Annotated in this window: 9 protein-coding genes; 5 read left to right on the forward strand and 4 right to left on the reverse strand. The window is 69.2% G+C overall.

Annotated elements, in window-relative coordinates:
• The first annotated feature begins 1 nt into the window (after position 1).
• From DZC73_RS15025 to DZC73_RS29730, 5 genes are all read left to right on the forward strand, one after another.
• Positions 2-1102 carry an ATP-binding protein gene (locus tag DZC73_RS15025; RefSeq protein WP_124541178.1) on the forward strand — a complete coding sequence of 367 codons (1101 nt, stop codon included), beginning with the start codon at positions 2-4 and terminating at the stop codon, positions 1100-1102.
• Between the two features lie 10 nt (positions 1103-1112).
• Positions 1113-3578 (forward strand): DUF5682 family protein, encoded by a 2466-nt coding sequence (locus tag DZC73_RS15030; protein WP_124541179.1) that lies wholly within the window; start codon positions 1113-1115, stop codon positions 3576-3578.
• The gene (locus DZC73_RS15035) at positions 3575-4693 is read left to right on the forward strand and encodes a VWA domain-containing protein (RefSeq protein ID WP_124541180.1); all 1119 of its coding nucleotides are present in this window, start codon (positions 3575-3577) and stop codon (positions 4691-4693) included. Before DZC73_RS15030 ends, DZC73_RS15035 begins: the two co-directional genes overlap by 4 nt.
• The gene (locus tag DZC73_RS15040; RefSeq protein ID WP_124541181.1) at positions 4690-6807 is read left to right on the forward strand and encodes an SWIM zinc finger family protein; all 2118 of its coding nucleotides are present in this window, start codon (positions 4690-4692) and stop codon (positions 6805-6807) included. Before DZC73_RS15035 ends, DZC73_RS15040 begins: the two co-directional genes overlap by 4 nt.
• Positions 6808-6923: 116 nt before the next feature.
• The gene (locus DZC73_RS29730; protein WP_161974602.1) at positions 6924-7070 is read left to right on the forward strand and encodes a hypothetical protein; all 147 of its coding nucleotides are present in this window, start codon (positions 6924-6926) and stop codon (positions 7068-7070) included.
• Positions 7071-7086: 16 nt separating this feature from the next.
• Here DZC73_RS29730 and DZC73_RS15045 read toward each other — a convergent pair whose 3' ends face one another.
• The 4 genes from DZC73_RS15045 to DZC73_RS15060 all read right to left on the reverse strand — a co-directional run bounded on the left by DZC73_RS15045 (position 7087) and on the right by DZC73_RS15060 (position 14034).
• Complete coding sequence (locus DZC73_RS15045) at positions 7087-8259, reverse strand: PLP-dependent transferase (protein WP_124541182.1); 1173 nt, start codon at positions 8257-8259, stop codon at positions 7087-7089.
• Between the two features lie 5 nt (positions 8260-8264).
• On the reverse strand, positions 8265-9872 hold the full coding sequence (acpA, locus tag DZC73_RS15050) for an acid phosphatase (protein WP_124541183.1): 1608 nt from the start codon (positions 9870-9872) through the stop codon (positions 8265-8267).
• 116 nt (positions 9873-9988) lie between these two features.
• A complete protein-coding gene (locus DZC73_RS30275; protein ID WP_124541184.1) occupies positions 9989-11230 on the reverse strand; it encodes a hypothetical protein in 1242 nt (413 codons plus the stop codon).
• 86 nt (positions 11231-11316) lie between these two features.
• Complete coding sequence (locus DZC73_RS15060) at positions 11317-14034, reverse strand: TonB-dependent receptor (RefSeq protein WP_235835144.1); 2718 nt, start codon at positions 14032-14034, stop codon at positions 11317-11319.
• Between the last annotated feature and the right edge of the window lie 109 nt (positions 14035-14143).

Genomic DNA, 14143 nt, shown 5'->3' on the forward strand with positions numbered 1-14143 from the left:
GATGAGCATTCCCACCCAGGCCATCCTGCGGGCGCCCGCCGAGCAACTTCACGCCGAGGAGCTGGCCCGGCTGGTGCAGACCGACACCGGCGCCAAGCCCGAGGGCTGGCGGTTGTCTCCACGCGCCGTGCGCGCCTTCGTCGTGGGCGACGACAAGCTCGGCGTGAAGCGCAAGTTCTTCGGCGACGACGCACTCATCGACCGCTGCATCGTCACGCTGATGAGCGACCGCGGCCTGCTGCTGGTGGGCGAGCCCGGCACCGCCAAATCCATGCTGTCGGAGCTGCTGTGCGCGGCCATCTCGGGCCGCACGGGCTGCGTCATCCAGGGCACCGCTGGCACCACCGAGGACCAGATCAAGTATTCCTGGAACTACGCCCTGCTGCTGGCCGAAGGCCCGACGCCGAGGGCCCTGGTGCGTGGCCCGATGTTCGAGGCCATGCGCGACGGCATGCTGTGCCGCTTCGAGGAAGTCACGCGGGTCCAGCCGGAGATCCAGGACAGCCTGATCAGCCTGCTGTCGGAGAAGCTGCTGCACGTGCCCGAGCTGGACGGCGACGACGGCATGGTGTTCGCAGCGCGCGGCTTCAACGTACTGGCCACCGCGAACATCCGCGACCGCGGCGTGCACGAGATGTCCAGCGCCTTGAAGCGCCGCTTCAACTTCGAGACGGTGCGCCCCATTTCCGACCGCAAGCTGGAGACGCAGCTCGTGCGCGAGCAGACCGAGGCGCTGCTCAAGCGCGCCCGCGTGGAGGTGGAATTGCAGCCGGACGTGGTGGACTTGCTCGTCACCGCCTTCCACGACCTGCGCCAGGGCGTCACGTCCGAAGGCATCGTCGTGGAGAAACCGACCGCGGTCATGTCCTCGGCCGAAGCGGTGTCGGTGGGCTATGCGGCCTGCCTGGACGCCCACTACTTCGGCGACGGCAACGTGGCCGGCGAGCACATCGCGCGGCAGCTGATCGGCACCGTGCTCAAGGACAACCCCGACGACGGCAAGAAGCTGCGCCACTACTTCGACGTGGTGGTCAAGCAGCGCGCACAGCGCCACGCGCAGTGGAAGCGCGTGCTGGAGGCGCGGCGCGAACTCGACCGCTGATCGACCGCCGATGGGTGCCCACACGCCGACCACCTCCGAGGCGATGCGCGCGCTCGGCGCGAGCCTGGTCACGCCCGAGCTCATCGTCTTTCCGGTGCGGCACCACAGCCCGGCCTGCGCCTGGCACCTGCACCGTCTGCTGCAGCAGACCACGCCCAGCGCGGTGCTGGTGGAAGGCCCGCGCAGCTTCACGCCGCTGGTGCCGCTGCTCGTGCATGCCGAGGCGCGCATGCCGCTGGCCATCTACAGCTATGCGGTGGAAAAGGCGCAAGGCGAGGAGTCGCCGCGCCGCCATGCGTCCTACTACCCGATGTGCGACCACTCGCCGGAGCTGGTGGCATTGCGCCGCGCCCAGGCGCTGGGCGTGCCGGCACGCTTCATCGACCTGGACTATCCGGAGCAATCGCTGATCGAGGCCGACCACCAGGCCAGCCATGAAGCCGACCACGAGTCCTCGTCGCTGCTGGATGAGCGGCACCTTCGCCGCAGCCGCCACCTGCACGCGCTGGCGCAGCGGCTGGGCTGCCGCGACCATGAGGAACTCTGGGAGCACCTCTTCGAAGTGCCTGCCACCTCGCGCGATCTCCAGACCCACGTCACCGACCTCGCGGCGTACTGCCAGCTGGCCCGGCTGGATTGCAGCGATGCCGAGCTGCAGGCCGACGGCACGCTGCAGCGCGAGGCGGAAATGGCCTGGCACATCCGCGAGGCCCTCGCGCAGCGGCAGCCCGGCGACGGGCCGGTGCTCGCGGTGGTGGGCGGCTTCCATGCGGTGGTGATGCCCGCGCTGCTGGCCACAGACATCCAGCGCCCGTCCGTCTCGCGAAGCCGCATCGCCGACGAGTCCTCCGCGCTGATCCGCTACAGCTTCGACCGGCTGGACCGCCTCAACGGCTACTGCGCCGGCATGACCTCGCCGGCCTGGCACCAGATGCTGTGGGAACGCATGCTCAAGCACGACAAGGCTGGCATCGCCGCCGGCCCGCGCGTGCGGCAGGATGCGGCGCTGGAGCTGCTCTCAGCCATCGCCCATGAGCTGCGCACGACGCACGGCCTGCCGCTGCCCATGCCCGCGCTGCGCGGCGCCTACGAGCAGATGCTGCAGCTCGCGGCCCTGCGCTCGCGCCCTGCCCCCGCACGCGAAGACCTGATGGATGCCGTCACGAGCTGCTTCATCAAGGGCGAGGCCGATGCCGATGGCGCGCTGGTGCTTGCAGTCGCACGGCGCGCCCTGGGCGGCCAGGCCATGGGCGCAGTGCCGCCGGGCACGAGCCGGCCTCCGCTGGTGCGCGACTTCGAATTCCGAGCCCGCAAGCAACGCCTGAAGATCGACGATTCGCAGCCGCGGCGCGCAACGCTGGACATCTACCGCCGGCCGGAGCATCGCGTCACCAGCCGGCTCATGCACGGGTTGGTCTTATTGGGCGTGCCCTTCGGCGCACGCGTGGCCGGTCCCGACTTCGTCGCGGGCATCGGCCTCGACCGCCTCCAAGAACATTGGGAATACAGCCACTCGGCCGCCACCGAAGCCGCCCTCGTCGAAGCCTCGGTGTACGGCGTGACGGTGCCGCTGGCCGTCGCCAGCCGCTTCGCCGCCCACCTGGACCGCATCGACGCCGGCCATGAGCCGCGTGATGCGCGCACCGGCGCACGGTTGATGGTGCAGGCCTGCGTGCTCGGCCTGCACGACCACCTGCCGCGCGTCGTGGGCATGCTGCGGCAGGCCATCGGCGCCGATGCCTCCTTCGAATCCGTGGCCGCCGCGGCAGGAAGCCTGGGCCTGCTGTGGGAATCGCGCGAGCCGCTGGAGGCGCGTGAGGTACCGGAGCTGCCGGTGCTGCTGCAAGCGGCCTACGAGCGCGCGGTGTACCTGGGACGCAGCCTGCAGGGCCTGCAAGGCGATGGCGCGGACACCATCACCGCACTGTCCGGCCTGCGTGAGCCGCTCGTGAGCCAGGCGGGCCAGGCGCTCGACGCGTCGCTGTACTGGGCACTGGTCGAAGCCTTGCACACCGCCCACGATGCGGCACTGATCCGCGGCGCCTGCGCCGGCCTGCTCTACGCGGCCGGCCGCCTGCCAGACTCAGCGCTGGCCGTGGCCCTGCAAGGCCACCTGGACGGCCTGTCCCAGCCGCGCGATGCGGTGAGCTACCTGCGCGGCCTGCTGGGCACGGCACGCGAGGCCGCCTGGCAACAGCCCGCGCTGCTGGAGGTGCTGGACACCTTGCTCGGCCGCTGGGACGACACCGCATTCGTCGCCAGCCTGCCGGAACTGCGGCTGGCCTTCGCGGAGATGACGCCCAAGGAGACCGACCGCATCGCGGAAGCCGTCGCCAGGCTGCACGGTGGCGCCGACCTCGGCCGGCTGGTGCACCACGACCTCACGGCGCCGCAGATGCAGGCCCATCTGGCCATGTCGCAAGCCTTGCAGGATGTGCTCGCTGCCGATGGCCTCGACGCATGGGTGGCCGCATGAAGCCCGCCGACCGCTGGCGACTCGTGCTGGGCCGCTACGCCGAGCGGGGCCTGGGTGCCAATGGGCTGCTGTCGGGCCAGCAATCACGCATGGACCGGGCGCTGGACTACCTCTACGGCCGCGAATACAAGGGCCGCGGCTTGCGCGAAGACCCAGGACCCGGCTCGCTGGGTCCGTCGCAGCTCACGCTGGTGGACTGGCTGGGCGAGGTGCGCGAGCTGTTTCCGCACGACACGGTCGAGGTCATCGAGAAGCACGCACTCGACCGCTACGGCCTCACCGAACTCGTCACCGATCCGAAGACGCTGGAACGGCTCGAACCGAACCAGCAACTGCTCAAGACGCTGCTCACGCTCAAGGGCCACCTCAAGGGCGATGTGCTGCACCTCGCGCGGCGCATCATCCGCCAGGTGGTGGAGGAAATCCGCCGCAGGCTCGAATCGGAAGTGCGGCGCACGCTGTCGGGACGCCTGAACCGCTTTCGGCATTCACCGATGGCCGTGGCCCAGAACTTCGACCCGGCGGGCACCGTGCGCCGCAACCTCAAGAACTACGACCGCGAGAGCCAGCGCATCGTGGTCGAGCAGTTGCGCTTCTTCGAGCGCAACACCCGCCGCCTGCCCTGGGACATCATCCTGTGCGTGGACCAGAGCGGCAGCATGGTCGACTCGGTGATCCACAGCGCGGTGATGGCGGGCATCCTCGCGGGGCTGCCGGCCTTCCGTACGCGCATCGTCGTCTTCGACACCAGCGTCGTGGACCTGAGCGACCACGCCGATGATCCGGTGGAGGTGCTGATGCGCGTGCAGCTGGGCGGCGGCACCGACATCGCGCGGGCCGTGCGCTACTGCAGCCAGTTGGTCGAGAACCCGCACCGCACCGTGCTCGTGCTGGTGACCGATTTCTGTGAAGGCGGGTCGCCGGGCGAACTGGTGCGCGCCGTGAAGACGCTGGCCGAGGCGCGCGTGAAGCTGCTGGGACTCGCGTCGCTGGACGACCAGTCGCAGCCCGTCTATGACCACGCCATGGCCGAAAGCCTGGCCGCCTGCGGCATGGAGATCGCGGCGCTCACGCCTCAGCGGCTGGCGCACTGGCTGGTGAAGGTGATCTCGTGAGCAGCATCCGCGAGCAACTGGCCGCACAGCTGGCGCGGTTCGACGACGACGCCTACGCGGCGCTCGCCAACCGCGGCCTGCTTCGGCGCGCACAGAAGGACCTGGAGAAAGGTGCCGCGACCATCGCGCAAGACTCGGCCGAATCGTTGGTGATGGCCTTCGGCGAGCACCGCATCCGCTTCGACGCGCGCGGCCCGGCCCACGCGGATTGCAGCTGCCCTGCGATGGGCATGTGCCAGCACATCCTGGCCGCCGCCATCAGCCTGCAGCGCATGGCTGCGGATGAACCGGCAGCGGCATCGCCGGAGGCGGCGAAGACGGATGCGCCGCCGATCGATGACGTGCAGGCCCTGCAGGCCGAACTGCTGTCCGTGCCGCCGGACGCCTTGTCCAAGCACGCCGGCAAGGCCGGCTACCGCTGGGCCTGGCAGTACGTGCAGGACCTCGACCTCGAACAAGGCTTCCGCGTCTCGGGCGAGCGCCATCTGCTCATGTCCTTCACCCAGCCGAGGCTGGCCTTTCGCTACATGGGCGGCGGCATCGACGGGCTCATTGCCGATGCCGACATCCGGCAGGCCGAGAAATACCGTGTGGCCGCCGTGCTGGCCCTGCGCCGTGCGCTGGGGCTGCAGACGCCGCCGCCTGAACCTGCCGGCGGTGCGCGCACGGCCTCGCTCGACCTCGGCCGCGACCATGCGCTCGCCCAGACGCGGGACCTGTCCATCGACGAATCCCGGCGACGACTACGCACCGCGGCGTCGCAGCTCTTTGCAGAGTGCGTCGAGCTGGGCCTGGCGCACCTGTCGCAGGGCATCCAGGAGCGCTTCTCGACCCTGGCGGTCTGGGCGCAGGGCGCGGAATACCACCGCCTCGCGCTGCTGCTGCGCCGGCTGGCGGACCACGTCGACTTGCTGCTGCAACGGGCCGGCGGTGCCGACGAGCACCGCCTGCTGGATGAGCTGGCCATCGCCAACGCCTTGGTCGGTGCGCTCGACGCTGCCGCCGCGCGCCAGGCCGCGCCGGTGCATCTGGTCGGCCGCGCGCGAACCCGCTACGACGAGACGGGCACCCTGGAACTGATGGGCCTCGGCGCCTCGGCCTGGCGTTCCGCAGCGGGCTACGTGGGACTCACGATGGTGTTCTGGTGCCCGGTGGACCAGGCCTTCATGTCGTGCAGCGATGCGCGGCCCGAGAACCAGCGTGGGTTCGACCCGGTGGCACGGCACCGGTCACCCGGCCCCTGGTCCGGCCTGGGCGCACCGGCACAGGCGGCCGGCCGCCGCATTGCGCTGCAGGGAGCCCAGGTGAATGCCAGCGGCCGCGTCTCCGGGTCGGAGTCGGCTACGGCCACGGTGTCCGTCCCCCTGCCGGCCCAGGACTTCGCCGCAGCGCTGCCCGTGTCCCGATCCTGGAGCGAGTTGCTTCAGCGCCGCGGGTCAGGCCAGCGCAGCCTGCTCGCGGAGCCGCAGCCGATGAAGGACTGGTGCGTGATCGCACCTGCCAAGTTCGGAGCACCCCAGTTCGATGCCAACCGGCAGGCGCTGGTGTGGCCGCTCTTCGACGACAGTGGCGACCGGCTCGATGCCGAGCTGGTCTACGACGACTACACCGGGCATGCCATCGGCCGCATCGAACAGCTGGCGGCGGACGACACGCCGGCCGGCACGCTCGTCGTGGCTCGCCTGAGGCCAGGGCCGTCGGGCACCGTCTGCGAGCCGCTCAGCCTTGTGCGGCCCGGTGCGCCGCCTGGCCAGTCGGCGATCGATTCACTGCACTTCGACACCGCGCCGCAGCGCAACGTCGTGTCGCGCTGGCTGGACAAGTTCAGGCAGCGCCGTGATGGCGATGCCCTCCCCTCGGCCCTCGCAGCGACCATGCCGGCGCTGCTCCAGGAACATCGCCACTGGCTGTGCCGGCATGCGGAGCGCGGCATGCCGGAGCAACAGGCCCAACGCGTGACGATCGAAGCGCAGGCCTGGTCCGGCCGGCTGGCCGATGCGGGCTTCAGCAGCTTCGCGCCGGCATCGGCTGCATCGCCAACGCCTGCGGCCTTGGTGCTGCGCTGGCACTACCTCAACCTGCAGTGCGAACAGTTGCTGGCCCCTCGGGCCTGATGGGGCCGGTCGGACCAGCCCGCCATTCGTCACCCCGGCTGTCGATTCGTCGCAATCGCCCCCCGGCCCCGGCACGCCCTGCGGACACTGGGTCCCGTCAACCACAGGAGACCCGCATGATTGCCCGCTTCATCTGCCGCCGCCCGTCCTTCGGGATGATCGTCGCCCTGGTGATCGCCATCACGGTGGCCACCAGCACCTCGTCACACGCCCAGACTGCCGGCGGCGAGGCGGTTTCCGCAGCGCCGGCACCGTCCCTCTGACGCTTGCCGACCGGGCTCAGTGCAGTGCGCGCAGCGCCTGGTCGAGGTCGTCGATCAGGTCCTGCGTGGCCTCCAGCCCGATGCACAGCCGCACCAGCGTGCCCTTCCATTCCTCGCGCGGCCGGATGGCCTTCAGGTCGTAGGGCACCACCAGGCTGACCGGGCCGGCCCACGAATAGCCGATCTTGAACAGCTTCAGCGCATCGACGAAGGCATCGACCTGCGTGCTGCCGTAGCGCTCGTCGATCACGATGGAGAAGATGCCTGCCGCCGCCTTGCAGCTGGCCTTCCAGTGCTCATGCCCGGGCGAGCCCGCAAGCGCCGGATGCAGCACCTGCGAGACCTCCGGCCGGCTGGCACACCACTGCGCGATCGCGCGGGCCGAACGGTCCTGCGCGTCGTAGCGCATCACCAGCGTGGGCAGGCCGCGCAGCACCGCCTCGGCATCGTTGGCACCCACGCCCAGGCCGGTGCGCATGTGGGTGAGCTTCAGGCGGGTGTGCAGGTCGTCGTCGCGCGTGGTCACCGAGCCCATCAGCACGTCGCCGCCACCCGAAGGGAACTTGGTGAGTGCATGCATGGAGATGTCCACGCCCAGCCCCGGCGCGATCTCGAAGGGGTTGAAGGCGATGCCCGAGCCCCAGGTGTTGTCCAGGGCAGTCACCACCTTGCGGTCACGCGCGATCTTCAGCAGCGCCGCGAGGTCCGGAAACTCCATGGTCACCGAGCCCGGCGCTTCCAGCCAGATGAGCTTGGTCGCCGGCGTGATGCCATCGATCAGCGACTGCGGGTTCATGCAGTCGTACAGCCGCAGGCCGATGCCCCAACCCGCCAGTTCGTGCCGCGCGAGTTCCTTGCCCGGGTTGTAGGCGTTGGACGGGATCAGCACTTCGTCGCCCGTGCGCAGCAGCGCGAAGTCGATGAGCCCGATGGCCGCGAGCCCGCTGGGCGTCAGCAGGCAGCGGGTGCCGCCTTCCAGCGTGGCGATGCGCTCTTCCAGCGTGAAGGTGGTGGGCGTGCCGTGCAGGCCGTAGGTGTAGCCCAGCTTCTCGCGCCAGTCGCGTGCACGCATGGCCGCGGTGTTGGCGAAGATGACCGTGGATGCCTTGAACACCCCCGGCTGCGGCGCATTGAAGCCGGCCGGCGGCGTGTAGGGATGGTGGATGAGGGTCGTGCTGCGCTCGGTCATGGCCATCATTCCAGCGCCGCGCTCAGGTCGCCCATAGGCTTGAAGCCGTTCTCGACGAGGGCCTTGTCTCGCGCCACCACGCCGGGCAGCGGCTCCAGGTTGAAGCGCCGGGTGATGAAGCGAAGGATGGACCCGGTGTCATAGGGCGTCTTGTCCACGAAGCCCTTCTTGGCACGCGGCGAGATGATGATGGCCGGGATGCGCGTGCCCGGGCCCCAGCGGTCGCCGCGGGGCACGGCCGCGTGGTCGTAGAAGCCGCCGTTCTCGTCGTAGGTGACCACGATGAGCATGCGCGACCACTGCGGGCTTTGCCTGAGCTTGTCGATCACCTGCGCGATGTGCACGTCGCCATCGGCCACGTTGGCGTAGCCCGCATGCTGGTTGAGGTTGCCCTGCGGCTTGTAGAAGGTCACGGCAGGCAGCTTGCCGGCGGCGGCATCGGCGAGGAAGCTCGCGTCGAAGTCCTTGAAGTGCGCCTCGCGCGCGGCCGCCTTGGTGGCGGGGTCGAAGGCGCTGTAGTAGTTCAGCGGCTGGTGGTGCGGCTGGAAGAGGACCTGCCCGCCGTAGATCTGCTTGCGCGCCTCGGGCGTGCCGGCCGTCACCGTGTTCCAGCCGCCCGAATACCAGGCCCAGCTCACGCCTTTCGCATCCAGCCGGTCGGCGATGGTCGCCTGCGTCTGCGCCGGCAAGGTCGTGGGCTTGGCCGGGTCGGACAGTCGCGCATCCGAGGCCGGCGGCGGGTTGCCGCTGGGCTGGTAAGGCGGCTGCATGGTGTTCACCGCACGGAAGCTGCCGTCCGGCTCGCGCGGGGTGATGTTGCCGTCCTTCTTGTAGACCGGCCGGCCGTCAAGCACGGTGGCCGGATTGTCCTTGGACGGAATGAGCCGCACGAAGCGGCCCTGCGCATCCGTCTCGGTCTCGGCGATGAGCACGCGGCCCGGCGACTCCGGCGCGTCGGCGTTCGGGTAGATGGGCACGCAGGCGCACACGAGGTACTGGTGGTTCAGGTACGAGCCACCGAAGGCGCCCATGAAGAAGTTGTCCGCCAGCGTGTACTGCTGGGCCAGCTTCCACATCTGCATGCTGCTGCCGTCGTAGTAGCCCATGCTCAGGCCGCCGGCGTCCGAGTAGGCGGCGAAGCGGTCGTTGCTGCCGCCGTTGATCTGCATCTGGTTGACGAAGAAGGCATGCACCAGGTCGCGGGTGATGACGTCCTGCGGCACCTTCACGCCGGTGGCGCCGAAGCCTGCCGGGTCGTCGATGCGAAAGGGCTTGTTGGGCATGCCCACCGTCTGCGCCTGCGGGATGGCCACCGGCTGGCCGCCGGCCGTCACGCCGCCCCACACGGGCGGCAGCGCGGGCAGCGTGGACCCGTTGAAGTCCTTCTGCGGCTCGGCGGCGCCGGTGGACGAGGGGTTGACGCCGGGCACGCCATTCGCACCCGGGAAGAGCCCGTACAGGTTGTCGAAGCCCCGGTTCTCGGCGTAGATGACGACCACCGTGTCGATGGCCTGCACGGCAGCGTCGTTGCCGCCGGGGGCGGTGCCCATGGAACCGCAGGCGCTGAGCAGTCCACCGGCGACGAGCGCACCGGCAAGCGTGGTCTTGTTCATGGTCGTGAGGGCTCCGAGGCGTGAGGGCGCCGATTGTCTCGGATGTCGGCCGGCCTGCAAACCGGCACCCTCAGTGCCCGAGCGGCGTGAGGTGCCGCTCGCCTTTCACGCCATCGTCAGTTGCAGGTGGTCGGCTGCCAGTACCAGGTGCTGATGGTCGGGTCCGTGCCATCGCTGCCGTTGGTGCCGGCGTTGACCTCCTTGTAGAACTTCCCGTTGGGCGGGAACTTCACGATCGTGCCCTTGGGATAGTTGTGGTTGTCCTGCCAGGTGACGTAGGTGCAGCTCGGCGGAGGGGGCGGCGTCGTGCCGCCTTCGGCCGCCGCGAAGGCCTTGAAATACTGGAAGTTCGCGGTGTTGCTGCCCGAGCCGGTGTCGCCCGACGCGCCGGGCGCATCGCGCTGGAAGTCCCAGTAGGCCAGCAGCGGGATGCCGTTGCCCTTGGCAAAGGTGGCCACGGCCTTGGCGTGGCTCAGGGTGAACACGCCGGCATCGTCGTTGTGGCCGATCATCGGCGTGATGCCCACCATGGACAGCAACTGCGTGGCCGACTTGCCGGAGTAGACGCTGGTGAGCTGCTGCGCCGTGGCCTGCGCCGCCTGGATGGCGAAGCGGCCCATGTCGCCGTTGTAGCCGTAGTCCATGGCCATCACGTTGACGACCTTCACCTTCACGCCGGCCGCGACGGCGCCCTTCACGAGCCCGAGGCCGAGGTTGTCCAGCCCATCGGGCATCACCGGCAGGGTGAACGAGATGTTGAGGTCGGGGTACTTGGCCTGCAGCGTCTTGATCGCGGCATTGCGCACGCTGTTCAGCGACGACTTGCCCAGTTGCGAGCCTTCGACGTCGAAGTCCAGGTCGCGAAAGCCGTGGCGCTGGATCAATCCGTCGATGAGCGAGGCCATCTGAGAGGCGCTGCAACGCGCTTCGAGGTAGGTGCCCGAAGCCCCGCCGAAAGACACGATCACCTTGCCGCCTGCGGCGCGGAAGGCCGCCACGTCGGACTTCATGTCGACGTCGATGGTGTGCCCGCCGTCGTCGAAGGAGCAGCCGTTGCCCGCGACGATGAAGGCCAGCGTCGCCGCATGCAGCCCCGCCTTGTTGCGGGCGTCCATCAGGCTCTTGACGTTGTAGCCGCTTTGCCCGAAGGCCCAGGTCGCGAAGTACGGCGCGACGACCGTGCCGGTGGCGGCCGCTTCGGCCGTGACGCCTGTGGACAGTGCCTGTGCGCGGCCCTCCGCCTGCGCGGACATGGTGTCCGTTTCATCGGTGCCGCCGCCACACGCGGCGAGCGCGCCGGCGCTCAACATGCACGCCGCCAGCCGGTACATCGTGGAACCTTGTCTCGTCGGTTTCAAGTCGTTCTCCATCCTGTGTTGGGCGATGTGTGGGGAGGCGAAGACCGCGCCCAATCCAGCCTCGCGCCTTCCTCGGAATCGGTGGCTCAGAGCTCCATGCGGGCGCCGAAGTAGAACTGCCGGCCGTTCGAGTACAGCGCGCGCGGCTGGTCGCGGTTGTCGCCGTAGTACTTCAGCACCGGGTTGTTGAGGTTGAGCGCGTCCAGCGTCAGCGTGATCTTGTCGGTGAGCTTGTAGTTCAGCGATGCGGCCAGGTTGCCCACGCCATCCATGTGCTGCGCGAAGGAGCGGTCCAGGCCCACGAGGTAGCTCGAGCGGTACGTGTAGGCCAGGCGCGCGCTGAAGCGGTCGTTCTCGTAGTAGCCCTCGAGGTTGTAGGTCTGCTTGGAATTGCCGACCACGTCCGAGCCATCGGCGGCGCGGCCGTCGGTGTAGGTGTAGTTGGCCAAGCCGCCGAAGCCGCCGCCGAAGGCCTGCTGCCAACCCAGCTCCAGGCCCTTGTTCTTCGCCGCGATGTTGCTGGGCGAGGTGATCTGGTAGGTGTTGAACTTCTTGAAGGTGTTGTTGTAGTACGTGGCCGGCGACACGCCGAAGGTCACGTACGAAGACATGTCCATGTAGAACAGGCCCAGCGACAGCGCCGACTTCGGCGCGAAGTACCACTCCAGAGTCGCGTCGAAGTTGGTCGAGCGGATGGGCTTGAGGCTGGGATTGCCGCCATTGCCGGTGAGCGTGTTGTCGTCCAGGCTCACGGCGCCCACCAGCGCGCTGTAGTCGGCGCGGGCCATGGTGCGCGCCACCGCCAGGCGTCCCACCAGGTTCTTGCTGAGGTCGAAGCGGATGTTCGCGCTCGGCAGCACGTCGGTGTAGTTGTGCACGTCGGTGGTCGGCGTGTAGGGACCGTTGACGTTCGTGAGGCCGATGGGGTTGGGCCCGCCCGGCACGTTGGTGATGGTCGTCTGCTTCGTGTTGACCACGCGCACGCCGACGTTGGCGCGCCACTTGTCGCCCACGAGGTTGGCCATGGCGTAGACCGCCGTGTCCTGCTCCTTCACGTCGAGCTCGGCCGCCCAGTTCTGCGTGTTGGGGCCGCCCGAGGTGTCGTACGCACTGGCCCAGGCCTGCACGGCCGCGGGGCTGAGCTGCCACACGTTGCGCAGGAAGCCCGCGCCACCGCCCAGGCCCGAACCGAAGTTGCCCGGGTAGGTGGCGCCATCCCACGTGGGCAGCGGCGCGCCGGTCGTCCCGTCGCAGGTCGCGCAGCTGGCGGACTCGGGCCAGTTCACCGCGCGGTGGTGCTTGGCGAAGCGCAGGCCGAACTTGGCCGATTCCCAGATGCCGCGGTCGACGTTGAGTTCGGCATCGAGCTGCCCGTAGGTCTCCGAATCCAGCGTGGACACGTGCGAGCCCCAGCCCGCCAGGGTCACCACGTTCGCGAACTTCGACGGGTCGCCGCCGGGGAAGGCCATGTCCGCCGGGTTCATGCCATGCAGCGTGTAGCTCATGCCCACGCCGGTGAGGCCCGCTTCGTAGCCGATGTCCAGCGGCGTCTTGCCCACGCCGTGCGTGTAGCCCGCGCTGCCGGTGAGGCGCAGCTTCTCGTTCACGCGGTAGCTGCCGTTGGCGTCGACGTAGTAGGTTTCCGCGCCGGAGCCTGGGCGATAGATCTGGTCCACCACGCCAGGGAAGAGCTGTCCGTTCGTCGGGCCGGTGGCCGTGGCCGGCTGGAAACCGGCCGTGCCGAACTGCGCCGAGGTGAGCGTGTTGTTGACGACGGTGTAGCCCGGCAGCGGCACCACGCCCACGAAGTTGCCGGCCGTGTCCACCGCGTTCAGGTTGGCCAGCGGCTGGTTGTAGAAGCTGCGGTTGTAGTTGGCCGCGCTGAGCTTGGAGTAGAAGCCGTTGAGGTCCAGCATCAGGTCGGCGCTGGGCTTGAACTGCAGGTCCAGCACGCCGCCGTCGCGCTTGCGGGTCTGCTCGAAGAGGGCGGAGTTGATGCCCGCCGGTGCCAGCACGCCCGCCAGGTCGGGGTGCGCGATGGCCGCAGGGCTGGCCGGGTCGATCGCGCCGTAGCCGAAGATCTCCTGCCCGTCGCGCCGCTCGTGGCGCTTCTCGGAGAACACCTGGAACAGCACGCCACCGGTGCCCGCATCGTTCTTCCAGTTGAAGAGCGCGTTGAGCTGCGGATCGGTCTTGCGCGCCAGGTCCGCGTAGATGGCCTGCGCCGACAGCTCCACGGTGAAGGGCTTGCGGAAGTCCAGCGGCTTGCGCGTCTCGATGTTCACCGCACCGGCAACGCCGCCTTCGACGAGATCGGCCGTCTGGCTCTTGTGCACCGTCACGCGGCTGACGATTTCCGAGGGCAGCAGCGAGTAGCTCACGCTGCGGCCCACCGTGCCCACCTGGTCGAGCACGAACCAGTCGCCGGTGCCCACCGCATGGCCGTTGATGAGCGTCTGCGTGAGGCTGGGGCTGGTGCCGCGGATGCTCACGCGGTCGTTCTCGGCAAAGCCGCCCTCGCCGCCGGCCGACGAGGTGATGTTGACGCCGGGCACGCGCTGCACCGCGTCGGCCACGTTCTTGTCGGGCAGCTTGCCGATGTCCTCGGAGGTGACCACGTCCACCACCGAGTCGGCGTTGCGCTTGGCCTGCAGGGACTGCTCGCGGGAGGCGCGGATGCCGGTGACGGTCACGGTCTCCAGCTTCTGGGGCGCCTCGGGTTTCGCAGGCGGGGCGTCAGCCTGCTGGGCGAACACTGCCGACTGGCAGAGAGCGAACACGGCGGCGGCCGCGATGGGGGTCATGCGAGGCTTCATGAGGTCTGTCCCGTGGTGGTGTCCGCGAGCCGCACGATGCATCGGCCGCTGGACCCAAGGTGGTTGTCGTTGGCAATGCCAATGTATTACCAGTTAT

The sequence above is a fragment of the Rhizobacter terrae genome, assembly GCF_003852895.1.
Lineage (GTDB): Bacteria > Pseudomonadota > Gammaproteobacteria > Burkholderiales > Burkholderiaceae_C > Albitalea > Albitalea terrae.